Origin of the sequence: Chenggangzhangella methanolivorans, from assembly GCF_042648545.1 — a bacterium.
Classification (GTDB): Bacteria; Pseudomonadota; Alphaproteobacteria; order Rhizobiales; family Methylopilaceae; genus Methylopila; species Methylopila methanolivorans.
Genome location: NZ_JBHRXS010000005.1, coordinates 130,054 through 154,781 on the forward strand (window position 1 = coordinate 130,054; position 24,728 = coordinate 154,781).

Here is a 24,728-nt window from a genome sequence, read left to right on the forward strand (position 1 = left end):
CCGCCATCGACGTCTCGCCCAGCGCGTTGGCTCAGATGGTCATTTCTTGACGGCGTCGCGGACTGTGTCCTTTGCCTTGCCGACAGCGCCCTGCGCCTTGCCTTCGACCTTGTCGGCCTTGCCTTCGGCTTCGGTCGCTTCGTTGCCCGTGAGCTTGCCGATCGCTTCCTTCACGGAGCCCTTGGCTTCCTTGGCGGCGCCTTCGATGCGGTTCTTGTCCATGGTCGTCTCCCACGTTTCTGACGAAACCGCCGGGATGGCGGGATCGTCCGTCGCTGAGGGGAGTTAAGGACTTGAGCGGCGTCGTTACAGAAACGGCAGGACCAGTCCTATTGGTCCTGAAGGACCTTTCTCGGAAGATCCGACGCGGCCGGCTCAGGAGCCGATAATGATCGCTCGGCCGGCGGCGCGCGGACAGCGATCAGCCGCGATAATCGCGTCTGGCGAGATTGGGAGAGCGCTGAATGTCCGCGGAAAACATCGGCTTGTACGCAAGTGAAAACGGAGACCGCTGGTCGCTGGTCAAAGACGACGCGACGGGCCAGCCCTTCGTCCGCCATCAGGCGAACATACCGTCGGGCGGCGCCTCGACCGAGGTGACCTTGCCGCTGTTTCTTCTCGCAGGGAACGGGCCGGAACAGCAGGCGCTGTGGGCGTTGATCAATGGCCTGCTGACGAAGCCGGCCTGAACCCACGACAGATCGCCCGCACCCATAGGATGCGGACGATTTCAGGTGTCGGCGGGCGTTCGATCAGTCGTCGAACTTGCCCTCGTATTTGAACTCGGGCGCAGCCGTGAGCTGCTCCTTGGTGGCGTCGACCTTTGCGGTCCACTCCTTCTTGGCGTCGTCGTGCGAGACGACGACAGAGCTCGGATCCACGATCACGTACTTCGCGCCGAGGCCGAGGAAGCCGCCGACCGACATGACGAGGCCAGTGACCTTCATGTCGGCGCCCATCACCACGTCCTTGATCTCGCCGACGTCCTCGTTGGCGTTGTTGTAGACGTCGAGGCCGACGAGGTTTGAGGCGAACGCCTGCTTGTCGGTCTTCTCCACCGATTTGAACGCGACCGCCTTCATCGCGACGTCTTGAGCATAAGCGGTCGAGGACAGCGCTGCGGCCAGAACCGCTCCGGCGATGATCGTCTTCATGGTCGTCTCCCAATCTCATACGGCGAACCGTCAGCCGCCGGATGGCGGCCGCCGATCGCCTCTGTCCGGATTTGGAGATCTCCTCCCGTTCGCGTAATGGACGGCAGGACCAGTCCGACTAGTCCTGTAGGATCTATCTGCGCGAACGCGGGCGTTTCACGGACGCGGAAGCGAGGCCGGAAATGCCACGCTCTCGCGCCCATACGACCGCGGCCGCGCGGCGATTCACGCCGATCTTCCGGAACAGCGACGCCACATGGTTGCGGATCGTATTGGTCGACAGCCTCAGGCGTTCGCCCATCTCGGCGTTGTCCAACCCCTCCGAGATCATGCCGAGGATCTCGCGCTCGCGGTCGGTGAGGTCAGCGAGTTCGGCGGTCGAGGCGATGAACTTCGACGGACGCGACGTTTGCCTGAGGCCTGCGAGCTTCTCGACGATCCTGCGGCTGAACCAGGAGGTGTCCGCCATGACGCTTTCGATCGCGACGATCAGCTCGTCCTCGGTCTTTTTGCGTTCGGTCACGTCCTGGATGACCCAGAGCACGCAGTCCTCGTCGTTAATCGCCACGGTCTCGGCCGAGACCACGCAGTCGAGCAACGAGCCGTCTTTCGCCCTGAGGCGCATGGGGTGCTGATCCACCCCGCCCGCGTCCTTGATGGCGGCCTCCAGGGCGCGGCGTTCGCCGACGTCCTCCCAGAGATGAAAGTCCGCCGCGCTGCGGCCCACGATCTCTTCGACCGGCCGCCCGACCAGCCGCACGAACGCGTCGTTGACCTCGGTGAAGACGCAGCCCTTGAGTTTCGACATCGCTTCCGCGACCGGAGAGAGGCGGAACGAAGACGCGAACCTCCGCTCGCTTTCCTTCAGCGCGCTCTCGGCCTTCCGGCGTCCCTCGAGGTCGGCGAAGGTGAACAGCATGCAGGCCACGCCTTCGACGTCGATCGGCTGGCCCGCGACGATGACCGCACGCCCTCCGCCGCCGGGAAGCGGCGCCTCGGCTTCCATCTGTGAGATCACGCGTCCCTCGCCCAGCCGTTCATATGCGATGTCGCGGTCCGGGGCGGTCGAGAAGATGTCGAGTTCTTTCACCGTGCGGCCAACGACGTTTCCGCGGTCGTAGCCCGTCATATCGATGAAGCCCTGGTTCACGCGGACGAAGACCTGGTCCTCAAGACGGCAGATGAGGGCGGGCGCGGGATTGGCGTTGAACGAGCTCTCGAACCGGTCCTCGGCCTCGTAGTGCTCGCTCTCGTCCTTGATGATCAGCACAAGGAGATCCGGGTCTCCCGCCTCGTTCACCACGACGAGGCTGCGGATCGTGTGAACCCATGTCCGCTCGGGGTCTGCGGCCGGTGACACTTCCACGGTCACGTCCGAGAAGGTCTCGCCGGCGACCACGCGGTCGATCGGGTAACGGCCGGCGGGCAGCGGATGATTGTTTCTGAAGCGAAGCCGGAAGCGCTGGCGGTAGCCGTCAACGTCTGAGCCAAGCCCTGCGATGTCTTGGGTGCCATGCATCGCAAGCGCGGCGTCGTTTGCCCAGGCGATGCGCCGTCTGGTTCGATCAGTACGATGCCGTCGGTCAATCCGGCGATCACCTGCTGAAGAGCTGCTCGGTCCGTACGGATCCCCGTAATGGGCGTCATCTCGAAAACTCCCGCGGTCGCGACCGCGGGTCAACGCCTCGCAGAAACCAATGACGAACGCCACCTTTTGAGCATCGACACCTCGATGTCCGCTTTCGGCGCCGTGTGAAATGGCAGGTGCTGGCGCCGAGCGGTTTCCCGCAGCTCGACAGATTGACCTTAACGGACGTCCTCAAGGTCAGCTACGTGGCGTCTCTGCGGAGAACGTATTCAGGTGTCTGGTCGTCTCGGATCAACGCCTTGGCCGCCTGACCGAAGCGACGCTCAAGCTCGTCACCAAATGATCGGTTCGCCGCGAGGTTCGCTGGGCTCGGGTGTGGGGCGACGATGACGACGGGATGCGCGCTCTCAACGAATGAAGACAACGCAACTTCAGAGGCTACCCTGCCCAGAAGGAGAATTGCCTCGAGCTGAGGAAGGAGCTCCAGCAGCGCCCGAAGTGACAGGCGCGCGTACCCGATATCGCGTTTTCGGGGCACGCCAAGTTGGGCTCCCCTCCGAGGCAGGATCCAGGGCACGGCGTTCCAGAGCACGGTCTCGCGACGATCTATCTCCGAGGCGTCGAACAGCCGTCGAAGCGTTCGCGCAGTGCCGGTGGGATTGTCCCGGGACGTGAAACGGATCAACGCCGTGCTCGGCCCGGGCGTCGCCAGCAGGACGAGCAGGCGGGCGCCGACCCCGCCGTCGAACGGATCGAAATGCGGAACGTTGCCGTGGCGCTGGCGCAGAAGTTCCGCGTAGGCCTCGAGCGGAGCGACGTGAGGCAAGCCCAACGCGTCGGCGCGCTCCGCGATCGCCACGGCGTTGTCGAGAAGTCCCGAGGTCACGTCTTCCCGTCTTGGAGCATGTCGAGAAAAGCCTGCGTGGCCTTCGTGACGTGGCGCTCGCGATGCCGCAGCGACAGGAAGCGGCGCGTCGGGAGCTGGAACGGCACGACGACCAACGCGCCGGTCGCGATCGAGAATTTGGCGACCAGGCGCGACAGCACCGTCGCCCCTGCGCCGGCTTCGACGGCAGAGCGCACCGCTTCGTTAGAGGCGAGCACCATGACGTCGAACTTTTCCATTGAGACTCCAGCCGTCTCGATGGCCGCCTCGAAGATCGCGCGCGTGCCCGAGCCCGGCTCACGCAAAGTCCACTCCGAGGCGATGAGATCCTCGCCCGAACTCGGGGCTGATCCGATCCATGGATGTCCCGGCGCGACGACCAGGACCATGTCGTCCTCGGCGACCGTCTCGGAAGCGAGAAGCGGATCGTCGATTTCGCCCTCCACGATGCCGACATCGGCCTCGCCGTTGCGGATGAGCGCCGCCGCATCGTCGGTGTTGGCGATCTGGAGGCTGACCTCGACGCCTGGATAGGCGCGCCGAAAGTCGTGGATCAGCGGAGAGAGCCAGTATCCCGCGACCGTCTGGCTTGCCGCGAGCGCCAAGCGTCCGCGCTTGAGGCCAGAGAGATCTGTCAGCGCCTGCTCTGCGGTCGAGGCGCGGGCGAGCACGCTGCGCGCCTCGCCGAGAAACATTCTTCCTGCTTCCGTCAGCACGATGCTGCGCCCGACGCGGTCGAAAAGTTTTGTGGCGTAGCGCGCCTCGAGCGTCGACACCGCAGCGCTGACGGCCGATTGCGTCAGGTTCAGGTCCTGCGCGGCTTTGGTCACATGCTCGCGTTCGGCGACAGCGACAAAGATGCGGAGCTGCTCGAGCGTCATTTTCTCGGGACCCGGCGCGTCACGCGCCCAGGTCCTTGTAAACGGCTTCGGCGATCGGCAGCAGTCGGTCGCGGTCGGCCTTGGCCGAGACCGCGAAACCGAAGCCGCGGTCGAGCCAGGTGAACGTGGCGACCTCGCCCTCGCGCAGAAACGTGAACGCGGTCTCGGCGCCCTTGTCGGCGCGGACATAGACGGTGAGACGCGTGCCGGCGTCATCGTCATACATCAGCATCGCAGCGGCGCCCGCGCCTGCGGGAAGGACGCGCCCGCCCATCAGGCGGAAGCCGAAGCCGGTAAGGTCGGGCGCCTTCAGCGGCTTGCCGATGCGCTTCGAAAGCCAGGTGATCAGATGCGCCTCGTCGCCGGCGCGGACCTCGACGGGATGCGCGACCTCGACCACGAAGGTTCGATAAGCGCCAACGGCGTCGGACACGAAGGCGACGGGCGAAGAGCTTGCGCCCTGGCCCGTCCCCGCGACGTCCTTGGCGACCCAGCCGCCTGCGCCGCCGAGCGCGACCAGCGCCACCGCGGCTGCGACGGCGCGAAGCTGACCAAGGCTGCGCGCGCGGCGAGCGGCGCGGATGTTCGCGATCCTCAGCCTCGACGGGATCGGCTCCTCGACCTTGAACGCGAGGCGCGCGCGCAGGTCATCACGCTGGCTGCGGTCCGCCTCGACACGGGCGGCGGCGTCGGGGTGTTCCGCGAGCCAGGCCTCAACCGCGGCGCGGCGTTCGGGCGTAAGGCGTCCGTCCACGAGGGCGGCGAGATCGTCGTCGCCAACAGGGGCGCCCGGCATCGTCACTTCACTCTCCTCAGGTAGCCGGAGCGGCCGGTCTCGATCAGCGCCCTGAGGCGTGTCCTTGCGCGCGACAACCGCGACATGACGGTCCCGACCGGCAGGTCCAGCACGCGCGCGGTCTCTTCGTAGGTCAGGTCTTCGACGCCAACCAGCAGAAGCACAGTGCGATGGTCTTCCGGCAGATGATCGAGCGCCTCGAGCGCGTCCCGGGCCGCGAGCCCGGCCTCCTGCGTCGCCGGGCCGCCCGGCTCGTCGGCGGCGTCGAGCGCGCTTTCCGGTCGGCGGCGTCGAGTGCGGATCGAACTCACATGGAGATTGCGCTCGATCGCGAACAACCAGGCGCGCAGATCGCCATCGCGCCGGCGCAGCGCCCAGCGCGACAGCGCGCGCTCGAGCGTGTCCTGGACGAGGTCGTCGGCGCTCTCGTGGTCCCGCGTCATCGCATAGGCGTAGCGCCTCAACTGCGGGATCAGTGGTTCGAGAAGGGCGGCGGCCTCGTCCAAGGCGATGCGCTCCGGCGGTCAGTAGGCGGCGTTCGGGTTCACCTGCCAGATTTCGTCCGCGAGCTTGCCCTCGCGCCAGACCATGACATAGCGCACCTTGACGGCGTTCTTGCCCGAGAAGGTGACGTCGGCTGTGACCGTCGAACCCTTCGGGTTCATGGCCTCGGAGACGGATGCGACCTTGGCGGTCTGCTCGCCCTGCGCAGTCGAAAACTTGGTCCAGACGGTCTTGAGCTTGTCCGCGCCTGTGTAAACGCCGTCGAGCGGACCGCCGACCCAGTGCAGGGTCGCGCCGTCGGCATAGGCCGACTGGACGGTCATGACGTCGCCCTTGGCGATCGCGTCGATGCGGGACTTGGACATCTCTTCCGCGGGACCCGCGAAGGCAGGGGTCGCGAGCAAGAGAGCGGTAGCGGCGAGTGCGATGCGCATGAGGGGCTCCGTCGGTTGAAGTGACTGACGAGCCGAGAGACGCCGCCTCGACGCCCGCTATTCCCAGCGCCTGAAAAGATTTCTGCGACCGCATCGTTCACGCGTCCGTGATGGAATGGTCGCGGACCCGCTGGCGTCCCTCCTCGCAACATCGATCTTGAAGAGGAGACCTCATGCGGATCGCGATCCCGCTCGCATTGTCCTTATTCGCGCTGGCGTCGCCCGCTGGCGCAGAAGGCCTGCACGACCACAGCGCCATGACGCATGCGACGCCGACGGGCGCTCAGGATCCGAAGGCAGCCGCCTACGCCGATGCGACCGCGAAGGCTATGGACCGCATGCATGCGGGGATGATGCAGGCGCCGACCAACGGCGACCCGCGCCACGACTTCCTCTCCCAGATGATCCCGCACCATCAGGGCGCGGTTGACATGGCGAAAGCCGCGTTGCTCGCGACCGACGACCCCGAGATCCGCAACCTCACCCAGTCGATCATCGTCGAGCAGCAGTACGAGATCGACCTGATGACGCGGCTCCTCGCCGCCAAGCCGCAGGCCGCAAAGGCCGAAATCCCCCAGCCCAAGGATTCGAAATGACCCGAACGCGCCTCGTCGCCGCGGCGTTTCTCGCCGCGACCGCTCTCACCTCGACGGAAGCCTTCGCGCTGCCGCAGGAGGGCGACCGCGTCTACACGGCCGACCAGAACTCCAACACCGTGACGGTGATCGATCCGGTCAAGAACGAGACGCTCGGCCAGATCAAGCTGGGCGACCCGCGGCCGAACGTGCTGAGCCCGCTCTACAAGGGCCAGGTCAACGTCCATGGCCTCGGCTTCTCGCCCGACCACAAGACGCTGGTCGCGGTCTCGACCGTGACCAACTCGGTCACCTTCATCGACGCGGCGACCAATAAGGTGAAGGGCACGGCCTATATCGGCCGCAACCCGCACGAGGCCTTCTTCACGCCGGACGGCAAGGAGGTGTGGGCGACGGTTCGCGGCGAGGACCATCTCGCGGTGATCGACCCGAACACCTTTGAGGAGACGGGCAAGATCAAGACGACGAGCGGCCCGGGCATGACCATCTTCGCGCCCGACGGCAAGCTCGCCTTCGTGGCCAACAGCTTCAACAGCCAGCTCGATGTAATCGACGTCGCGACCAAAAAGATTGTCAAAGAGATCAAGGTGGTCTCGCCGTTCTCGCCCTTCGTCCAGATGACGCCGGATGGGTCGGAAGCCTGGATGACGCACAAGGACGTCGGCAAGGTCACGCGGATCGACGCCAAGGCGCTCGAAGTGAAGGGCGTCATCGACTCCGGACCGATCTCCAACCATCTCGCCTTCGGCAAATCCGGAGACAAGACGCTCGCCTATGTCACGATCGGCGGGGAGAACGTCGTAAAGGTCTATACGACCGACGACGAGGCGAAGCTCATCGCCACCATCCCGGTCGGCGCGCTGCCGCACGGGATCTGGGCGAGCGGAGACCGCAGTCGTCTTTATGTCGGGCTCGAGAACGGCGACGGCGTCGACGTGATCGACGCCGCCAGCAACAAGGCGGTGGCGCATATGCCGATCGGCCAGGCCCCGCAGGCGCTGATCTACGTGCCGGGCGCGGCGCCGGGCGGCGGTGCGGAGAATCTGACGCCGCTGAAGAAAGCGCCCGAGAACCTGACGCTGAACCTGAAGGCCCCCGAAGGCTCGATGGGCGCCGGGCAGGTCGTCTCGCGCAATCTCGGCCTGATCGACATTCTCGAGATCAGCGCCTCGAAGCTCAAGCCCGACACGCCTTACGCCCTGTTCGTCGAGGGAACGGATGAGCCGCTGGTCGCCTTCAAGACCAATGAGAAGGGCGCGGCGATGGCCTCCGCGGTGGGCCCGGTCCGCGCAGTCGGCAAGGCCGCGGCTGGCGAGGCGAAGTCGGTCAAGTTCAGGGTCGTCGAAGGTGAGAAAGCCAAGGCGGACGGTGTCCCAGCGCTCAGCGGCGGCTGATCCAACACAGCACGTTCATTCGTTTTAAGCGAATGAAACGTGCCAAACTATTCGTTGGAACGATTGGATGGCGGTTTCTACCTTTCATGCATGAGCCGGGACGCACTGAGTGCCCCGCCAGCAAACAAGGAGAGCCGCCATGACAGCCGTCGCTTTTCAGGCTCCCCCACGCGAACCCACCGCGCGGGCGATCGATCGCCGCAAGATCGTGCGGACGTCGTCCGACGTCGCCCGCCCGCTCGCGGACGCGCCGCGCCTTCCCGACACCCGCATCCATCCGCTCGCGATCTGGACGCCTCTTGCCGCCTATTCGCGGCTTATCCTCGCCGCTTGCGCGACATTCGCGGGAGGCGCGACCTCGCTCGTTCTCGCCTTCGTCGTGCTGATCAGCGTGATGTTCCTCAGCGGCATGGCGCTTCCGGCCTTCATGGGCCGCAACATGGAGCCGGAGCGCGAACAGGACCGCAGCTTCCGTGCGTTCTGGAACGGCGAGGCCGACATCGCGACGGGGCGGATCAGCGGACGCGCAGCCTTTTGGCAGGTCGGATCGCTAGCCATCGCGCTCGCGATCGGCGGAACCGCAATCCTCGTCGTCGCCCATATGGCCGCGGTCGCCGCCGACCCCACCATCTGATCAGAGACCAACGAGGAGCGTCCGATGACCTTCGAACAGGCCCGCCTCGTCGCGACCGGCATCCATCCGCTGTCGCGCCTCGACAACCCCCGCGAGGTCGTGCGCCAGTTCACGCCGAACTGGTTCGCGGCCACGATGGGAACCGGCATCCTCTCGATCGCGCTGTCGCAGTTCGGCAAGGACGTTCCGGCGCTGATGGCGATCGCCGAAGGGCTCTGGCTCTTCAACATCGGCCTGTTCGCGCTGTTTACGGGCCTCTACGCTGCGCGCTGGATCTTCTTCTTCGACGGCGCGCGGCGGATCTTCGGGCATTCGGTCGTGTCGATGTTCTTCGGCTGCATCCCGATGGGCCTCGCAACCATCATCAACGGTTTCCTCATCTTCGGCGTCGCGCGCTGGGGAGACGCCGCGGTCGGGATCGCCCACGCGCTGTGGTGGATCGACGTCGCCCTGTCGATCGTCTGCGGGATCGCGATCCCCTACATGATGTTCACCCGCCAGGAGCACTCGATTGAGCAGATGACGGCGGTCTGGCTGCTGCCGGTGGTCGCCTGCGAGGTCGCAGCGGTCTCGGGCGGCCTGCTGATCCCGCATCTCACTGAGGCCTCGCTTCGGCTCGACGTGCTGGTCGTCTCCTACGTCCTGTGGTCGCTCTCCGTGCCGCTCGCCATGAGCATGCTGGTGGTGTTGCTGCTGAGAATGGTCCTGCACAACCTGCCGCATGTCTCGATGGCGACGACGAGCTGGCTCGCGCTCGGCCCGATCGGGACCGGGGCGCTCGGCATGCTCGTCCTCGGCCACGCCGCGCCGGAAATACTCGCGACGAACGGGCTCGGCCAGTTCGGCCAGATCGCGGAGGGCGTCGGGCTCGTGGCGGGACTGCTGCTGTGGGGTTACGGCCTGTGGTGGCTCGCGATGGCGCTGCTGATCACGTTCCGCTACCTGCGCGAGGGTCTGCCGTTCAACCTCGGCTGGTGGGGCTACACCTTTCCGCTCGGCGTTTACGCGGTCGCGACACTCAGGCTCGGAAGCGTCCTGCCGATCCCGGCCATCCACGGCTTCGGCGTCGTCCTGTTCGCGGCGCTCGCGTGCCTCTGGCTGATCGTCGGCGCCCGCACCGTCCGCGGCGCCTGGCGAGGCGACCTGTTCGTGGCGCCTTGCCTGAAGAGCGCCTGACGGACAGGGGAACAAGCCGTTCCTGCGCTCGTTGTGGTCGCGACATCACGAGCCTGTCATCCCATCGACCGACCGAGATCCAAGTTCAAACATTCGAAGAAGGCTGAGACACATGTCCACCAAGACCAAGACTGGCAAGGCGATCCACGACCACAAGACCCGCAATGCGACCCCCTCGAACGCGCGGAAGGTCTCGATCGAACTGCTGAACGCGCGTCTCGCAGACGGGATCGATCTAGCGCTGGCGGTGAAGCAGGCGCACTGGAACCTCAGGGGACCGGACTTTATCGGCGTCCATCTGATGCTGGACGGGTTCCGCGACGAACTCGACGACCTGAACGACAAGGTCGCCGAACGCGCCGTTCAGCTCGGCGCGACAGCGATCGGCACCGCGACCGAGGTCGCCGAGCGCTCGGCGCTCGCGCCCTATCCGACCGACGCCTACGCGATCGCCGACCACATCGCAGCGCTCATTGACCGCTATGCGGCCTACGCCAACGCCATCCGGGAGAACGTCGATCAGACCGATGAGGCGGGCGACGCGGGCACATCGGATCTCTTCACCGAGGTGTCGCGCGCCGTCGACAAACAGCTCTGGTTCCTCGAGGCCCACGTCCAGGAACCGACCGGCGAGATGCGCGACGGCGACGGCAAGGGCAAGCGCTGAGGCGTCGATTTGCGTGAAGTGCCTTCAGACGATCCAGAGCCAAATGGCGGCGACGGCCACGATCGCCAGTACGATCGAGACCAGCAACACCCAGCGCATGTGACCGCTGGTCTCGCCCTGTCGCGCTTCGTTCGTGGTCTCGGTGATCTGGGGATCGGTCATGAGGTTCCTTGCATAAGGCGCGACGTCACGCCGGCCGGAGACCAACTCCGCGCCGGCGCTTTCGTTCGGTACGTTCAGTAGGTCTTCTCGAGGTAGTCGACGATCGCCTTGGCGTCGGTCTCTTCGATCGGCGCCTTGTAGGTGTGGATCATCTTCGTGACTTCAGCCTCCCAAAACGCGCGGCCCTTCTTTGGCGGCTGGGCGTTGATGTAGTCGGCCGAATGGCAGGACATGCAGTTGTCCTGCGCCGCCTCGACGCCGGGTCCTTGCTTGAACTCTGCCGTCTCGTCCGGGAGCTGGTAGGTTTTCGGTTCGGCCGACGCCGCGCCTGCGGCGAGCACTCCGACGAGGCCGAGGGCGATTGTGAAATGTCTCATCCGATCCTCCCTCACGCCGCCGTCACGCGGGTGGCCTCGACCGCGTTGCGCATGTAGCCGGGCGGGTTCCAGCGCGCGGACGTCGGCTGCGTCTCGCCGCCGTTCGAGGTGGCGCGGACCATGATGGTCGCTTCGCCGGAGGGCAGCGTCGCCTTCGAGGTCCACTGGCGGAATGAGTATTTGCCGAGGTCCTCGCCGAGCTTCGCCGGAGCCCACGTCTTGCCGCCGTCCACGGAGGTCTCGACCGACTTGATCCCGTTCCCGCCGTCGAACGCGATCCCGCGGAGCTCGGCGTCGCCTGCCTTCACCTTCGCGCCGTCGAGCACGTTGGTGACGAAGGAGCGCACGTTAAAGCGCCCGATCGGCTTGGTCTTGTCGGGCTTGGCGCCCGCCTCGACGCAGGCGCAGTCGTTGTCGGGAATGCGGTAGGCGGATTTCATCCAGAAGCCGTCGAATGGCTGGTCCAGCACCGTGATGGTGGCGAGATGCTTGACCCAGTAGGTGCCGAAACGCCCGGGCACGACGAGGCGCACCGGAAAACCGTTCAGCCAGGGCAGGTCCTCGCCGTTCATCTGGTAGGCGAGCATCACTTCGCCGTCGCGTGCGTGGTCGATCTCGAGCGCCTTCACGAAGTCGGGCGTCGCCGGGATGACCGGCTTGTCGAGCCCGTCGAACGAGACCTGCACGGCGCCGGCCTGGACGCCCGCCTTGTCGAGCAAGGCTTTGAGCGGCACGCCCTTCCACTTGGCGTTACCCATCGCGCCGTTGGCGAGCTGACCGCCGGCGACCCGTGGGTCGACGAAGCCGCGGCTGTTGCCGGAGCACTGGTGGACCGCGACGATCTCGACCGCGTCCATCTTTTTCAGATCGTCGAGCGAGAGCGACAGCGGCGTGTCGACCTTGCCCTTCACCTCGATTTTGTAGGCCGCCGGATCGATCGACAGCGGTACGCCGGCGAGGTGATAGCGCACGAAGAACGCGTCGTTCGGCGTCAGGACGCCCTCGTCGAACACAGAGAACGGCGTCTCGAGCTGCGGCGGGCGAGCGGTAAGCTGGATCAGCGGGCGCTTGCCCGGATACTGCACGAGCTTCCGCTCGCCATTGGCGAAGGGCAGCGTGACGGTCTCTGCCGCGAAGGCCTTCAGCGGCGATCCAGCGATCGCAAGCCCTGAAAACCCAAGCGCCATGCCGCCGGCGGATTTCAGCATCCGTCGTCTGTCGAACATGGTCGTCTCCTCGCGGGGACATATTCCCCGTGAAAGAGAAGACGCAGTCGGGCTTCGAATTATTCCAGGCTGATCAGCCGGTACAGGCGCCGCCGGACGTCGAGGCCTCCTTCAGCGCGATGCGGAGCCCATCGTCCAGCGTGCGGCCGGGACTTGCGAGATCGGCAATCACGGCTGCGAAACGATCGAGCCGGAGCGGGTCCATCCCTCGGCTCATCAGCGCATAGGACGCTCCGTCCGCCGACCAGCGGCGCACGCGCACGTCGCCCACGTCTACCGCCTCGGGCGCCGAACGAGCTGCGCCCCGACCAATCCAGAGGCCCAGCCGGCAGCCATGGGGACCGACATAGCCCGCGAACAGCCCGCGGCGGCCGTCAGAGACAGGATCCGCCGCGAGATAGGCGAGCCTGAGTTCGGCCGCCGACAGGTCCGGCAGGCTGCTGCTGGCGCCGGTCTCGACGGCGACGCGCACGCCTGCGCCCGACGCCTCCGGTGTGGCGCCCGCCAGCCAGCCGCGCTCCGCCGCGACGGTCGCAGCGAGAGGATCGGCGCCCGGAGCCCGGGAGAGCCACGCGCCCGCCCCGGCGGCGAGCAGCAGCGCGATGGAGGCCGCGAGCGCGAGCGGCCGCCATGACGCAACGGGGCGCCGCCCTGCCGGGCGGGCCGGAAACGGCGGGGCTTCAGTCGGTGCGGGAAGGCCGACGGCTTCAGCCTTCAGTTTCGACAGCGTCGCCACGCGGGCGGCGAGCGACGGGTCGCGCGCGATCGCCGCCGCCACGGCGGCGGATGCGGACGCGTCGAGCTCGCGGTCCACATAGGCGTTGATCTCGTCCCAGCCTATCGTTGTCATCGCGTTCCGCGGCTCCGTTCCAGAGGCATCACCTTTCCGCCCTCAATGGCCTCGAGCAGCGCGAGCCGGGCCCGCGAGAGACGGCTCATCACCGTGCCCACCGGCACCTCCAGAATCTCGGCGGCCTCGGCGTAACGGAACCCTGCAAGATCGACCAGCTCGATGATCTCGCGCTGATAGGGCTCAAGCCGGTCGAGCCCCTGCCGCACCGTAATGGCGGCGATCCGGGCGTCTTCATAGGCCCACGGCCCCTCGGTCGGTTCGACCGGCTCGCGGTCCGCCGCCCGCACGGTCGCCCTGCGCCCCCTGTCGATCCAGTCGTTCCGCATCACCCGGAACAACCAGGCTCGCGCGGCCGCGGGTTCTCTGGGAGGAGCGTTCGTGTCGAGCGCCTTGACCGCGCTCGACTGGATGAGGTCGCGCGCCGCCTCCCGGTCGCCGCACAGGCTCACCGCATAGCCGTAGAGTCGGCTCCAGCTCTCTCTCAGGCACTGTTCGACGACGTCGCCCAGGCTGCGCTCCTCCCAAGGCGGATCTGACGTCCGCTTCCATGCCAGCATCTGGCGTCAGGGCATTACGGAGCAAGCCATGCGCCCCGGATCGTTTTGGGCTCGCCGGCCGTTGCACCTCGAATGTGAGGCGCCCATGCTCGACAAATCTCATCGAAAGCCCGGTCAGATCGTTCACAGCGAGGCGCCGTTCAATGCCGAGCCAAGGCTGGACAGGCTTCGCCGATCTTTCCTGACGCCGGAGGAGAATTTCTACGTCCGCAGCCATGGCGACATCCCCGATCTCGAGGCCGACGGTTATCGGCTGACTGTCGGAGGGATGGTCGCGACGGAACTCAGCTTCACGCTGGCCGAGCTCATGGAGCGGTTCCCCAACCGATCGGTCATCGCGACGATGCAATGCGCCGGAAACCGGCGCGCCGACCTTCATCGCCATCGCCCGGTGTCCGGCGATCCCTGGGAGCCAGGCGCGATCGGCAACGCCCGCTGGACCGGCATCGCGCTTTGCGACGTGCTGAGAGCCGCGGGCGTCGACGAGCGGCAAGAACTGCATGTCGCCTTCGAGAGCCACGACGTGGTGGAGCAGGACGGCGAACGATTTCGCTTCGGCGTCTCGATCGCGATGGAGAAGGCGCTCGATCCCGACACGCTGCTGGCGACGCACATGAACGATGCGCCTCTGCCGGCCGAGCATGGAAGGCCGCTGCGTCTGGTCGTGCCGGGATTCGCGGGCGTCCGGAGTCCGAAGTGGCTCGCCTCGATCACGATCCAGGACGCCCCCTCCTCCAATCCAATGCAGGCGGAGGACTACAAGCTATTTCCGTCTCATCTGAGCAAAGAGACGGCCGACCCGAGCGACGCTCCGGCGATCGAAGCGCTGCCGATCAACGCCGCCATCTGCGAGCCGGCGGCTGGCGCCAAGCTTCCGGCCGGCGAGACGACGGTCCGCGGCTATGCAGTCGCATGCGACCGGCTCATCCGGCGGGTCGACGTCTCGGCCGACGGCGGCGAAAGCTGGACGCAAGCCGAACTCAGCGGTGACCCCGATGCGCCCTTTGCGTGGATGTTCTGGACGACGAGGCTCGATCTGGCGCCAGGCGCGCATGAACTGGTCGTCCGCGCGTGGGACGCCGCCGGACAGACACAGCCCTCGCGCCCCGAGCATGTCTGGAACTTCAAGGGCTACCTTGGGTCATGCTGGCACCGCGTGACCGTCACGGTCACCTGACGATCAGTGCGTCGCAAGGAACGCCGCTGATACGGCCGACGAGATGATGAGGAACAGCGGGAGCCCCGCTGCGATCACGCGCGGCAAAAGGCGGACCTCGGTCCGCGCTCCCAACCGCTTTCGGACCTCCGCGTCGCGCCAGGCCGCGGAGCCGAAGCAGACGATTGCGCAAAGGATCATCGCCAGCGAGATGATCAGGAGCGGCGAGCCCGGCAGCACCTCGCGAAGGAAGCGTTGCGCCGCGAGCCCGACGACCAGGAAGGAAAGTCCCGTCCTGAGCCAGGAGGCGTAGGTCCGCTCCGCGGCCAGGATCGTCCGGTCCTCCGCCAGGCGCACCTGAGGATTCTCGGCATGGTGAGGGGGACTGACGGGGGGCTCAGGAGTCATCATCGACACGCGGACTCTGTTCAGTCCCAATCGCGGGGTTCACATCAGCGCCCCGACGACGAAGATGGCGGCCTGCCCGAACTGTTCAGTGGAGGCGTGGCGCGACCCGCTCCAGCGCTCGCCGGATCGTCGACGATGCATAGGGCTTCGGAAAGAACACCCCGTCGTCGGGCATGTCGCCCTTCTCAATCCTGATGTGTCCGGAAGCGATGATGATCGTCATGTGAGGCCATCGCTGCCTGACGGCATGGGCCAGGGCGAGCCCGTCCATCGTTCCCGGCATGTCGATGTCTGTGAACAGCACTGAAATTTCGGGATGAGCTTCGAGCATCCGCAACGCCTGATCAGCGTTCCGCGCTTCGTAGGCGACGAAGTCGGCGTCTTCGACGATGTCGACGGCGCTCATCCGCACCAGCGGATCATCCTCGACGACCAGCACGACGCGGGTCGCGGAGGGGGGTGTGCCTGTCATGGTTACGCAACGACCCCCGGTGGCATTAAGTTGCGCTGATCATGGCTGACCATCAGTTAAGGGACTCGTCGAGTTCGCCGGTGAGTTCAAACAGAACGCCGTCGGGCTCATAGGCGAGACGAGCGTCTCCCGCGAAATAGCCCGCCACGATCCGCTCGGTCAGCCGCGATCCGAACCCCCGACGCGTCGGCGGGGAAACGGCCGGGCCGCCGTGTTCCTTCCAACGGAAAGTGAACGAGCGATCCGGACGACTGTCCCAGACGATCTCCACGGAGCCCTCGCCGTTCGAGAGCGCGCCGTACTTTGCGGCGTTGGTCGCGAGTTCGTGGAGGGCAAGCGAAAGTCCGAGCGACTGCTGGGCGGAGAGCTCGCACTTCGGCCCCTGGAAGCGAATTCTCGATCCGTCCGCGTGGGGCGAGATCGCTCGGCCGACCACAAGCTCCACCGCCGCGCTCGTCCAGCTCGTTTCGGTCAGAATGTCCTGGGCGCGGGACAAGGCCGAAAGCCGTTCGGCGATGATGTCGCCGGCGATCTTCGGGTCGTCGGAGTTCCTCAGCGTCTGGCTGACGATGGCCTGCACCATCGCGAGCGTGTTCTTCATGCGGTGGACGAGTTCGCGTTGCAGAAGGCGCTGGCGGCGCTCGGCGCGTGACTGCTCTTCGATGTGCGCCTGGGCGACGTCGAGGCCATGAGCGAGATCTACATTAGCCTTCTCGAGCGCGACGCTCGTGCCGTAGGAACTCGTTGTCTCTGTGACAATGTTCAGGACGCCGCGGACTTGATCGTTCTCGTCCGTCAGAGGGCTGTAGGTGAAGCTCCAGTGGGTAGTTCCTCGATCCCGTTGCGGGTAGTCTTGAGCGGAAGGTTTTCCACCCGCCGCGAGCGCCCCGACAAGGCGTCGTCGATCAACGTCTGTACATCGGACCAGACCTCCTTCCAGACGACTGGACCTGGACGGCCGAGCGTGCGGTCGGCCTTGCCGCCGAGCATTGGCACGTAGGCGTCGTTGTGAAAGCTCAAGAGATCCTCGCCCCACCAGAAGCACATCGGCTGCTCTGACCGCAGGACGAGGCGCAGGATCATCTTGAGAGAAGCGGGCCAGGTCGAGATGGGGCCGAGCGACGTTCGGGCCCAATCGAACGCGTTGATCTCGCGCGACATTCGGCTGCCGTCCGACAGGAAGCCAGGCACGACAAACGGCTCAGACTGGGTCGACCCATCCAGGTCATGGGCGAGGGTCACATCCGCACCGGTCGTAGCAATGAATGAAGATCGAGGCCGAAACCTCAAACCTCATCTATCATTGCGCACGAGGCAATTGAAGGCGCTGCGCGCATGGCGGCGATGACCGGCCAGCTAGGTCGACGTGACGAGCGCACCGACCTGCGCGAGCAAACCCCGAAGAACGTTCGCCATCCCCTGACGTTGTGATCCGAAGCCGGGATCTGCCTGGCGCAGGACTGCACCAGGGAGAACGCATGCACATCGAAACGCGAGACGGCGCGCATCTGCACGTCAAGGAAGCCGGAGCGGGCAAGCCCGTGGTCCTGATCCACGGCTGGCCGCTGACGGGCGACATGTTCGAGTACCAGACGCTGGCGCTGCTCGAGGCAGGCTACCGGGTCATCACCTACGACCGCCGCGGCTTCGGCCAGTCGGCGCATCCCGCGACAGGATACGACTACGACACCTTCGCCGACGACCTGGCGGCCGTGCTCGACAAGCTCGACGTCCGCGAGGCAAATCTCGTCGGGTTCTCGATGGGCGGTGGCGAGATCGCCCGCTACCTTACTCGACACGGCTCTGACAGGGTCGCCAAGACCGTGCTGGTGTCCTCGGTCGTCCCTTACTTGCTGAAGGACGACAGCAACCCCGACGGCGTTGACGCGAGCGTGTTCGAGGACATGAAGAGCGAGATCCGCAAGGATCGCTTCGCCTTCCTCCAGACGTTCGCCAAGCAGTTTTATGGCGTCGGCGTGATCTCGCGCCCGGTGAGCTCGGCGCTGCTCGACTGGACCTTCACGCTCGCGCTCATGGCGAGCCCCAAGGCGACGCTCGACTGCGTGGACGCCTTCGGTCGAACGGACTTCCGCCCGGACCTGAAGTCCTTCACCAAGCCGACGCTTGTCATCCACGGCACATCGGACGCGACCGTCCCGATCGCCCCGAGCGGCAAGGCGGCGGCCGCGGGCATTCCAGGCTCGACATACATCGAGTACGACGGCGAGCCCCATGGGCTGTTCGCGACCGACCCCGAGCGACTGAACCGCGATTTGATCCAGTTCATCGGCTGAACTCAGCTGAGATGCGTCAGGGTCCGGCCGCTACGCGACAGCGCCGGACCCTGATGGCCGAGCGCTCTTCCAATAAATATTGCGCGCGATTTAATCGCATTCTTTTTTCGGAGCGCCATCTACTGCGGCAACCATAGGGAGACTGATCATGATCCGACTGCCAATGATCGCCGCGGCGGCGCTGCTGACCCTTTCGGCCTCAGCCTATTCGGCGCCCGAGCTCGTCCGTGTTCGTGGGACCATCGAAAGCGCGACCGACACCTCTCTGACGGTCAAGACCCGCGACGGAACCATGCAGGAGATCGCTCTGAAGCCTGAAACCGCGTTCGTGAACGTGGTGAAATCAAGCCTCGACAATGTCGACGAAGGCAAGTTCATCGGCACGGCGACCAAGGGCGACAATCCACCGACGGCGCTTGAGGTGGTCATCTTCCCGGAGGAGATGCGGGGAACGGGCGAAGGCCACTACGCCTGGGACGAGATCGCGGACACAACGGCCGGCGGCGCGACGTCGATGACCAAGAGTTCGATGACGAACGGCTCGGTGAAAACGCCGAAGTCCGGAGCGACCGTCAAAAGCTCGATGACCAACGGCTCGGTAAAGTCCGGCTCGGCCAGCGGCGGCGGCAAGACCTTCGAAGTCACATATGACGGCGGCCAGTCGAAGACGGTGCTGGTGCCGCAGGGCGCGCCGATCGTGGCGTTTGAAAAGGCCGACAAGGCGATCGCGATGAAGGGCGCGCCGGTTTTCGTCGTCACGACGCGAGACGGCGCGACGCTCGGCGGCAAGATGGTCGCGGTCGGTAAGGACGGCGTCGTCCCGCCCATGTGAGGCGCAACTGGCGCGATGCGTAACACATGGCTGCGTCTGGTCGAACAGACTGGATGCAGCCTTCGTCCATCGAGGAGCGAACGTGGCTTCAAGCGAGACCCAAGATGGACTGGTTCAGGCGCGTGCTGCGGAAGGGCGGCGCTGGGTGTTCCGTCACCCCGCGGTCATCCGGGCAGCCCACTGGATCAACGTCGTGTGTCTGACGGTGCTTCTGGCGAGCGGTCTCCAGATCTTCAACGCGCATCCGGCGCTCTACTGGGGCGAGGTCTCGACATTCGACACACCGCTCGTGTCGATGACCGCCACCGAAACGGATCCGCCGCGCGGCGTCACCACGCTCCTCGGCCGGACCTTCGATACGACCGGCGTCCTCGGGCTGTCGAAAGACAGCGCCGGCGAGCCGGCCGAACGAGGTTTTCCCGGCTGGTCCACTCTTCCGACCGAGCAAAATCTCGCGGGCGGCCGTCGCTGGCACTTTCTGTTCGCCTGGATCTTCCTGCTGAACGGTCTCGTCTATCTGGCGTATGGCGTCGCGACCGGGCAACTCGGCCGCCGATTGATTCCAAGCCGCGACCAGCTTCGGCATTTCGGCACGACGCTGCGGGAGCATCTGGCGTTCCGCTTTCCGAAGGGTGAGGAGGCGACCCGCTACAACGCGTTGCAGAAGCTGACCTACCTCATCGTGGTGCTCGGCCTGCTGCCCGCCCAGATCCTCGCGGGACTTGCGCTCTCGCCCGGCTTCAACGCGGCGGCCCCTTGGATCCTCGACCTGTTCGGCGGACGCCGGTCGGCCCGGACGATCCATTTCGTCATCGCCAACCTGCTCGTGCTGTTCGTCTTCGTTCACGTCGCGATGGTTCTGGTCTCAGGCGTCTGGAACAATCTGCGAGGCATGGTGACGGGCTGGTTTTCGATCGAAACCGGCGCAGAATCTCCCCGCGCCCAGACCGGAGGCGAGGCATGACCGGCGGTCTCAATCGACGCGCGCTGCTGCTCGGTGCGACCGCGGCGGTCGGCGCGGCGAGCCTAGGAGGGTGCGACCAGCTCGCGGATACGCCGTGGTTCAGCCGGGCGCTCAAGGCCGGCGACGACGCCAATCTGTTCGTCCAGCGCCTGATGTTGAGCAAGACGACGCTGGCGCGTGAATATGCGGAAGCCGACATATCGCCGTGGTTCAAGCCGAACGGCACGATCGACCCGGTCGACGCGCCATACAAGGCGCTCGCCGCGAACGGGTTCGCGGACTTCAGGCTCGAAGTTACGGGACTAGTGGAAACGCCCCTGCGCCTGTCGCTCGACGACCTTAGAGGTCTGCCGGCTCGGACTCAGATCACGCGGCATGACTGCGTGGAAGGCTGGAGCTGCATCGGCAAATGGACGGGCGCGCCGCTCTCCGCGCTGCTCGATCGCGCGGGCCTCAAGCCCGAGGCGCGCTATGTCGTATTCCGATGCGCCGACACAATGGAGGAAGCCAATGACGGCTCGCCGGTGCGCTATTACGAGAGCGTCGATCTCGTCGACGCCGTCCACCCTCAGACGATCCTCGCCTATGAGATGAACGGGGCGCCGCTGAGCGTGCAGCACGGCGCGCCGCTGCGCCTGAGGGTCGAGCGGCAACTGGGCTACAAGATGGCCAAGTACGTCATGGTGGTGGAGGTCGTCGCGAGCCTGGATGGCGTCGGCGGCGGAAACGGCGGCTACTGGGAAGACAACGGCTACGCGTGGTACGCGGGCATTTGACGGCCTGGCCGCGACCGAGCATGACGGCCTTTCAACCCACGACCGCAAATCGCGCCCCCGCGCCGGACGTATCCGGCCGCGGGGGCATGACTGACGAGATTACTTCTGCATTGACGAGTTCGGCGTCGACTTCATCTGGTCGTCCTTCATCTGGCCGGTCGGCTTCATGTCTGACGAGGACTTGTCCTTCATCTCCATGGAGCCCGACGAAGAACCCTTCATCTCGGAATTTTTCATGTCTGAGCCGGAGCCTTTCATGTCGGACCCCTTCATGGATCCAGAGGTCGCGTTGTTTTCGGTGCCGGTGGCCTGAGCGGACGCGACGCCAGTGGCGGCGACGAGCCCAAGCGCCGCGGTGATCGCGATAATCGGAAGCTGACGAAACATAGTGTCCTCACCTATAATGCTGCGTACCGCCTGATTTTTATTCTGCGTGACGGGACTGAGCTTTGAGCGCAATTCGAATGCATCGATATAGACATTACGAAGAAGCCAAGGGTTTTGTTTCCGTAATCTGATTTTTATTTAATCGCTTGGTCTGCAACGACGATGGAACGAAGTCGTAAAAGGCAAAACTTCTGCCTTGGTCGACCTGCTCCCCTACGCTTCAACGTGCGGATGGTGGCCATGCTGCGGTCTGTAGACGAAGTGCAGAGCGACCATCGGACCGAGCACAGCGGCCGTACGAGCGCGCCAGCTAGAACGGACGCCGGCCACTTGCAGGGAGATCGCCGTTTAAGCTGGCTTTTTGGGATAGCGACCAATCGCTGGGATTTGCTCGCGCGAACGTCCGGTTCGGGGCAAAGGAGCAACTTCCGCTGTTGGCGCATCTGAGCCGGATGGCCTTGTCCCGGGCTGCCCCTAAGCGGACGCTGGTAGCGTCTGCTCTTGAGCCCGATGCTGGCGACTCGCTTCTTGAGGCACTATTTCTACGTAGAGGTCGTAGAGGCTCGAGGTCATGCGTCCGCCAGAGCGTACGCGCGGCAGTGCTCTAGATAGCCCGCCTCATGCGCGCCCGAGAGTTCGACGACGCTCCGCCAGAGCCATGACGGCGCCTCTAGATCGACGCCGTGCCGGTCGAGGAGGGTTCGACGCCAGGCGTGGCGGGATCTTGCGTCCATCTGCCGGGCGTGGGCATGTCCGACAACCCAGGCAAGATAGCGTGCTGCCGCGAGGGCCTCGCTGCGGGAGAACTGCTCCACTTCGAGCTTTAAGTCCTGCGGAAGTAGCTCACGGACAAAGACAGGGCGGCCGAGCACCTTCGTGGCGATCATGCGCTCGCCCAAGTGGGGCGAGAGAGTCCGCGCGCCGGCCACCACGCGCTCGGCGGGGTCCTCGGGCATGACGGCGTAAGGCACGGACGAAGGTGCCGGCGCGACCGCCTCCTTCACGTCCACGAGCGCGAACCGTTCCCGCTTGCCGCCGCTCCGCATGCCGATCACCGCCGCATAGCGAAGCTGTCCGAGCGAGCTGCATCCTTTCATCCAGAAGGCGGCGTCGACCATGCGGGTTTTGACGTCGTGGTCTTCCAGCGACAGCACCGTTTCGGCGATTCTTGGATCAGCGAGCGCGTCCGTCAGGCTTGCGCGTTCGTCCGTGGCGAGCTCCCAGAACTTGCGGCCGAGCGGAATTCTCGGATCGGCATCCTTGAAGCGCTCCCGGGCGAGATGGCGCCACTGTCGGCCGAGAGCGCGGCGCCTGACCGTCCGGACGGCGTCGGGCTCGGGCCCGGCGTCCTTGATCGAGGCGTCGGGATCGGCCAGCGCCGCCTCGTAGCCCCCGATGATCTCCTCGATCATGCGTGCGGTGACGACGCCCGGCAGATCCGAACCGCGGGTCGCGCTTGCGAGCGACACGGCTAAGCGGATGATGTCGAGCGCCGGATTGCCAATCACAGTCTGGTCGAGATCGCGGATCTGGACCTCGATGCCGCCGTCGCCGTCGCCCAAGGGCCCGAGGTTGCCGAGATGGCAGTCGCCGCAGATCCAGACCGGCGGGCCTGTGGGAACCTCTGCCGCACTAGGCGAGGACGCAAGCCACTCATAGAACTTGATTGTGTTGCCGCGAACGTAGGCATGCGCCGAACGGGCCATCTTGAGGGCGCGCGCGGCGTCGAGAAGACGAGCTCTTTCATTAGGGCTTGGCAAATCTGCTCATCTTGCTCACGACATCGTGAGTAATGATCGTTCCGCGAACGCTATCGTTCCGGACGACGTGCGGTCGCCGGTCCGGCGAGCCCTTGCCCGATCGCTTCAGTCTGCGCGCCATCGGCTCGGTCTGTTGGAAGCTTGGGTCAACTCGACGCCGCCGTGACACTACGGTTGCGCCGGGTCATCCCGCGGCGACGACGCCTTCCGACCCTGGCGCCGAGTTCTGCTGTTCCGGCGAGCCGTCCGCAAAGCCCTCGATCTGATCCAGCCGTCCTTCGAGATCGCGCAGCCTCTTCTCGATGCGAGAGAACCTCTCGCCATGCGGATCGTCCAGTCCGGCGAGCGCTTCTTCCAGCGTCCGCAATCCGTTCCAAAACCTATTCATCGTCAGCTCCTCAATTCGATAACTCGCTGGACTTCCGAGCCGGAACTCAAGTCACCTGCCCGCGCCGCCTGGGATCAGTTCGGCGCGGTCTTTGGCCGGGCCTGGACAAGCAGCCTTGCGGTCATCTCTTGGACTGCCTCTCCCCGCTGGTTCAGGGTGCGGCTTTTCATGGTGACGACGCCGGAGCTCCGCCCTGTGCGCTCGATGGCTGCGACGTGGCCGTCCACATGGAGCACGTCCCCGGGGCGGGTCTGAGCTGGCCACGACACCTCGACGCCCAGCCCCACGACGCCGCACGCAAATGGCAGCGTGTCGACGAGCAGGCTCATCGAGAGCGAGGCGGTGTGCCATCCACTGGCGGCGAGTCATTTGAAGATCGTGGACCGCGCGCGTTCGTCGTCGAGATGGAAAGGCTGCGGGTCGTACCGTTCAGCGAACTCAACAAGCTCGTCTCGATCGACTCTGGTCTCGACGCTGGTGAAGCGCTGCCCGACCTGCAGATCGTCGATGAACAGCACCCTTGGGGTAGAGGCGCCTGCGTTGTCGGTCATGCTTCGGGCTCCGTTGTCTGAACGAAGGAGGATCAGATCGCCTTGGGGAGACCGAGGTCCCTCTGGTCACAGCGGCTCATTCTGCCGTAGGCTTTAAGATGACATCCGTAACATGATATTATATACGACATACAAAGAGTGAAACGTCGATCCCCTCGAGCGGACGGCGGAGCAGACGAGGAGACACGCACATGCCGCTTAGCAAGGAGCACAAGGCCGCCACCCGCGAGCGCATCCTGTCGCAGGCCGCCGCGCTGTTCCGGCGCGACGGCGTCGACAGCGTCAGCGTGCCGGCGCTCATGAAGGAGGCCGGGCTGACCCATGGCGGCTTCTACGCCCATTTCAGCTCGAAGGACGCGCTGGTCGCGGAGGCCGTGACCCGTTCCCTGCAGGGAACGACCGACCATTTGGTGCGAGCCGCAGAGCGATCGAAAGGGCCGCGGAAGGATCGCGCGGCGGCGGCGATCGACGAGTATGTGAGCCGTGGTCATCGCGATCATCCAGAAGCCGGCTGCGCAATCGCGGCGCTGGGGGCGGAGACCTCCCGCGGCGACACGGTGGTGCAACGTGCGGCGGCGGACGGCGCGCGGGAGGCTGCGACGCGCATCAGCAAGACGCTCGGCCTCGGCGACGACGCAAGCGACGACGTGCTCGCGCTCTACGCCGGGATGATCGGCGCGATCGTGCTGGCGCGCGCGTGCCGGGACGATAAGGCCCTGTCCGACCGCGTGCTCGATGTCTGCCGCGAGCGCCTGAAGACGAACTTCCCGGCGTGACCGCCGCGGCGGTTGCGTTTCCGCTGGATACGTCGGCCCTCGACCCCCGCACGCGCGCAATGCTCGAGGCGCCGGTCGC

General features: G+C 65.6%; 33 protein-coding genes and 1 pseudogene. 12 read left to right on the top strand and 22 right to left on the bottom strand.

The features are described 5' to 3' along the window. Positions 1-39 precede the first annotated feature (39 nt). On the bottom strand, positions 40-222 hold the full coding sequence (locus ACFOWB_RS09905; protein ID WP_378147046.1) for a CsbD family protein: 183 nt from the start codon (positions 220-222) through the stop codon (positions 40-42). A gap of 242 nt (positions 223-464) precedes the next feature. On the opposite strand from ACFOWB_RS09905, the gene ACFOWB_RS09910 reads away from it, so the two are divergent. Next, entirely contained in the window at positions 465-689 is a 225-nt protein-coding gene (locus tag ACFOWB_RS09910) for a hypothetical protein (protein WP_261405089.1), read from the top strand. Between the two features lie 63 nt (positions 690-752). Here ACFOWB_RS09910 and ACFOWB_RS09915 read toward each other — a convergent pair whose 3' ends face one another. The 7 genes and pseudogenes from ACFOWB_RS09915 to ACFOWB_RS09945 all read right to left on the bottom strand — a co-directional run bounded on the left by ACFOWB_RS09915 (position 753) and on the right by ACFOWB_RS09945 (position 6,243). Next, positions 753-1,154 carry a PRC-barrel domain-containing protein gene (locus ACFOWB_RS09915; RefSeq protein WP_261405088.1) on the bottom strand — a complete coding sequence of 134 codons (402 nt, stop codon included), beginning with the start codon at positions 1,152-1,154 and terminating at the stop codon, positions 753-755. A 133-nt stretch (positions 1,155-1,287) separates the two neighbouring features. Beyond that, positions 1,288-2,801, bottom strand: a pseudogene (locus tag ACFOWB_RS09920) (PAS domain S-box protein). Between the two features lie 182 nt (positions 2,802-2,983). Further along, positions 2,984-3,628: a uracil-DNA glycosylase family protein gene (locus tag ACFOWB_RS09925; protein WP_261405087.1), complete on the bottom strand. Its 645-nt coding sequence runs from the start codon at positions 3,626-3,628 to the stop codon at positions 2,984-2,986. Further along, a complete protein-coding gene (locus ACFOWB_RS09930) occupies positions 3,625-4,509 on the bottom strand; it encodes a LysR family transcriptional regulator (protein ID WP_378147049.1) in 885 nt (294 codons plus the stop codon). The genes ACFOWB_RS09925 and ACFOWB_RS09930 overlap by 4 nt, the downstream gene beginning before the upstream one ends. A 19-nt stretch (positions 4,510-4,528) precedes the next feature. Further along, entirely contained in the window at positions 4,529-5,305 is a 777-nt protein-coding gene (locus tag ACFOWB_RS09935; RefSeq protein ID WP_378147320.1) for an anti-sigma factor family protein, read from the bottom strand. Between the two features lie 2 nt (positions 5,306-5,307). Further along, positions 5,308-5,811, bottom strand: coding sequence for an RNA polymerase sigma factor (locus ACFOWB_RS09940; RefSeq protein ID WP_271204381.1), 504 nt, complete (start codon positions 5,809-5,811; stop codon positions 5,308-5,310). 18 nt (positions 5,812-5,829) lie between these two features. Beyond that, entirely contained in the window at positions 5,830-6,243 is a 414-nt protein-coding gene (locus ACFOWB_RS09945) for a nuclear transport factor 2 family protein (protein ID WP_378147052.1), read from the bottom strand. Between the two features lie 173 nt (positions 6,244-6,416). On the opposite strand from ACFOWB_RS09945, the gene ACFOWB_RS09950 reads away from it, so the two are divergent. The 5 genes from ACFOWB_RS09950 to dps all read left to right on the top strand — a co-directional run bounded on the left by ACFOWB_RS09950 (position 6,417) and on the right by dps (position 10,710). Then, positions 6,417-6,839, top strand: a complete 423-nt coding sequence (locus ACFOWB_RS09950; RefSeq protein WP_261405083.1) for a DUF305 domain-containing protein — start codon at positions 6,417-6,419, stop codon at positions 6,837-6,839. Beyond that, positions 6,836-8,233, top strand: coding sequence for a YVTN family beta-propeller repeat protein (locus tag ACFOWB_RS09955; RefSeq protein WP_378147055.1), 1,398 nt, complete (start codon positions 6,836-6,838; stop codon positions 8,231-8,233). Before ACFOWB_RS09950 ends, ACFOWB_RS09955 begins: the two co-directional genes overlap by 4 nt. Before the next feature lie 139 nt (positions 8,234-8,372). After that, complete coding sequence (locus ACFOWB_RS09960; protein ID WP_378147057.1) at positions 8,373-8,867, top strand: hypothetical protein; 495 nt, start codon at positions 8,373-8,375, stop codon at positions 8,865-8,867. A 24-nt stretch (positions 8,868-8,891) separates the two neighbouring features. Next, on the top strand, positions 8,892-10,043 hold the full coding sequence (locus ACFOWB_RS09965; protein ID WP_261405077.1) for a TDT family transporter: 1,152 nt from the start codon (positions 8,892-8,894) through the stop codon (positions 10,041-10,043). 112 nt (positions 10,044-10,155) lie between these two features. Further along, on the top strand, positions 10,156-10,710 hold the full coding sequence (gene dps, locus ACFOWB_RS09970; protein ID WP_261405076.1) for a DNA starvation/stationary phase protection protein Dps: 555 nt from the start codon (positions 10,156-10,158) through the stop codon (positions 10,708-10,710). Positions 10,711-10,734: 24 nt separating this feature from the next. Here dps and ACFOWB_RS09975 read toward each other — a convergent pair whose 3' ends face one another. The 5 genes from ACFOWB_RS09975 to ACFOWB_RS09995 form a co-directional block, all read right to left on the bottom strand. Continuing rightward, positions 10,735-10,872, bottom strand: a complete 138-nt coding sequence (locus tag ACFOWB_RS09975; protein ID WP_261405075.1) for a hypothetical protein — start codon at positions 10,870-10,872, stop codon at positions 10,735-10,737. 74 nt (positions 10,873-10,946) lie between these two features. Next, positions 10,947-11,249 carry a SorB family sulfite dehydrogenase c-type cytochrome subunit gene (gene sorB, locus ACFOWB_RS09980; protein ID WP_261405074.1) on the bottom strand — a complete coding sequence of 101 codons (303 nt, stop codon included), beginning with the start codon at positions 11,247-11,249 and terminating at the stop codon, positions 10,947-10,949. Between the two features lie 11 nt (positions 11,250-11,260). Continuing rightward, entirely contained in the window at positions 11,261-12,475 is a 1,215-nt protein-coding gene (sorA, locus tag ACFOWB_RS09985; RefSeq protein WP_261405073.1) for a SorA family sulfite dehydrogenase catalytic subunit, read from the bottom strand. Between the two features lie 73 nt (positions 12,476-12,548). Continuing rightward, on the bottom strand, positions 12,549-13,325 hold the full coding sequence (locus tag ACFOWB_RS09990; RefSeq protein ID WP_261405072.1) for an anti-sigma factor: 777 nt from the start codon (positions 13,323-13,325) through the stop codon (positions 12,549-12,551). Next, on the bottom strand, positions 13,322-13,885 hold the full coding sequence (locus tag ACFOWB_RS09995; RefSeq protein WP_261405071.1) for an RNA polymerase sigma factor: 564 nt from the start codon (positions 13,883-13,885) through the stop codon (positions 13,322-13,324). The genes ACFOWB_RS09990 and ACFOWB_RS09995 overlap by 4 nt, the downstream gene beginning before the upstream one ends. Before the next feature lie 85 nt (positions 13,886-13,970). On the opposite strand from ACFOWB_RS09995, the gene ACFOWB_RS10000 reads away from it, so the two are divergent. Continuing rightward, positions 13,971-15,062 (top strand): molybdopterin-dependent oxidoreductase, encoded by a 1,092-nt coding sequence (locus ACFOWB_RS10000; RefSeq protein ID WP_261405070.1) that lies wholly within the window; start codon positions 13,971-13,973, stop codon positions 15,060-15,062. A gap of 3 nt (positions 15,063-15,065) precedes the next feature. Here ACFOWB_RS10000 and ACFOWB_RS10005 read toward each other — a convergent pair whose 3' ends face one another. From ACFOWB_RS10005 to ACFOWB_RS10020, 4 genes are all read right to left on the bottom strand, one after another. Next, positions 15,066-15,398 (bottom strand): DUF202 domain-containing protein, encoded by a 333-nt coding sequence (locus ACFOWB_RS10005; RefSeq protein ID WP_261405069.1) that lies wholly within the window; start codon positions 15,396-15,398, stop codon positions 15,066-15,068. A 136-nt stretch (positions 15,399-15,534) separates the two neighbouring features. Further along, positions 15,535-15,888, bottom strand: coding sequence for a response regulator (locus ACFOWB_RS10010; RefSeq protein WP_378147063.1), 354 nt, complete (start codon positions 15,886-15,888; stop codon positions 15,535-15,537). 85 nt (positions 15,889-15,973) lie between these two features. Then, positions 15,974-16,522: an HWE histidine kinase domain-containing protein gene (locus tag ACFOWB_RS10015; protein ID WP_261405068.1), complete on the bottom strand. Its 549-nt coding sequence runs from the start codon at positions 16,520-16,522 to the stop codon at positions 15,974-15,976. A 194-nt stretch (positions 16,523-16,716) separates the two neighbouring features. Then, positions 16,717-17,163, bottom strand: coding sequence for a hypothetical protein (locus ACFOWB_RS10020; RefSeq protein ID WP_261405067.1), 447 nt, complete (start codon positions 17,161-17,163; stop codon positions 16,717-16,719). Positions 17,164-17,399: 236 nt separating this feature from the next. Here ACFOWB_RS10020 and ACFOWB_RS10025 point away from each other — a divergent pair, with 236 nt between their 5' ends. From ACFOWB_RS10025 to ACFOWB_RS10040, 4 genes are all read left to right on the top strand, one after another. Next, the gene (locus tag ACFOWB_RS10025; RefSeq protein WP_261405066.1) at positions 17,400-18,215 is read left to right on the top strand and encodes an alpha/beta fold hydrolase; all 816 of its coding nucleotides are present in this window, start codon (positions 17,400-17,402) and stop codon (positions 18,213-18,215) included. Between the two features lie 148 nt (positions 18,216-18,363). Continuing rightward, positions 18,364-19,047, top strand: a complete 684-nt coding sequence (locus ACFOWB_RS10030; RefSeq protein WP_261405065.1) for a metal ABC transporter permease — start codon at positions 18,364-18,366, stop codon at positions 19,045-19,047. A gap of 145 nt (positions 19,048-19,192) precedes the next feature. After that, the gene (locus ACFOWB_RS10035) at positions 19,193-20,011 is read left to right on the top strand and encodes a cytochrome b/b6 domain-containing protein (protein WP_378147069.1); all 819 of its coding nucleotides are present in this window, start codon (positions 19,193-19,195) and stop codon (positions 20,009-20,011) included. After that, the gene (locus tag ACFOWB_RS10040) at positions 20,008-20,787 is read left to right on the top strand and encodes a molybdopterin-binding protein (RefSeq protein ID WP_261405063.1); all 780 of its coding nucleotides are present in this window, start codon (positions 20,008-20,010) and stop codon (positions 20,785-20,787) included. Before ACFOWB_RS10035 ends, ACFOWB_RS10040 begins: the two co-directional genes overlap by 4 nt. A 99-nt stretch (positions 20,788-20,886) precedes the next feature. On the opposite strand, the gene ACFOWB_RS10045 is transcribed toward ACFOWB_RS10040, so the two are convergent. The 5 genes from ACFOWB_RS10045 to ACFOWB_RS10065 all read right to left on the bottom strand — a co-directional run bounded on the left by ACFOWB_RS10045 (position 20,887) and on the right by ACFOWB_RS10065 (position 23,873). Continuing rightward, the gene (locus ACFOWB_RS10045; protein ID WP_261405062.1) at positions 20,887-21,246 is read right to left on the bottom strand and encodes a hypothetical protein; all 360 of its coding nucleotides are present in this window, start codon (positions 21,244-21,246) and stop codon (positions 20,887-20,889) included. Positions 21,247-21,743: 497 nt separating this feature from the next. After that, entirely contained in the window at positions 21,744-22,934 is a 1,191-nt protein-coding gene (locus ACFOWB_RS10050) for a DUF2252 family protein (protein WP_378147072.1), read from the bottom strand. Positions 22,935-23,118: 184 nt separating this feature from the next. Next, on the bottom strand, positions 23,119-23,322 hold the full coding sequence (locus ACFOWB_RS10055) for a hypothetical protein (protein ID WP_261405061.1): 204 nt from the start codon (positions 23,320-23,322) through the stop codon (positions 23,119-23,121). A gap of 74 nt (positions 23,323-23,396) precedes the next feature. Next, on the bottom strand, positions 23,397-23,651 hold the full coding sequence (locus ACFOWB_RS10060; protein WP_378147074.1) for a hypothetical protein: 255 nt from the start codon (positions 23,649-23,651) through the stop codon (positions 23,397-23,399). A 36-nt stretch (positions 23,652-23,687) separates the two neighbouring features. Beyond that, on the bottom strand, positions 23,688-23,873 hold the full coding sequence (locus ACFOWB_RS10065; RefSeq protein ID WP_261405059.1) for a hypothetical protein: 186 nt from the start codon (positions 23,871-23,873) through the stop codon (positions 23,688-23,690). 191 nt (positions 23,874-24,064) lie between these two features. Here ACFOWB_RS10065 and ACFOWB_RS10070 point away from each other — a divergent pair, with 191 nt between their 5' ends. Next, complete coding sequence (locus tag ACFOWB_RS10070; protein ID WP_378147077.1) at positions 24,065-24,649, top strand: TetR/AcrR family transcriptional regulator; 585 nt, start codon at positions 24,065-24,067, stop codon at positions 24,647-24,649. Positions 24,650-24,728: the final 79 nt, after the last annotated feature.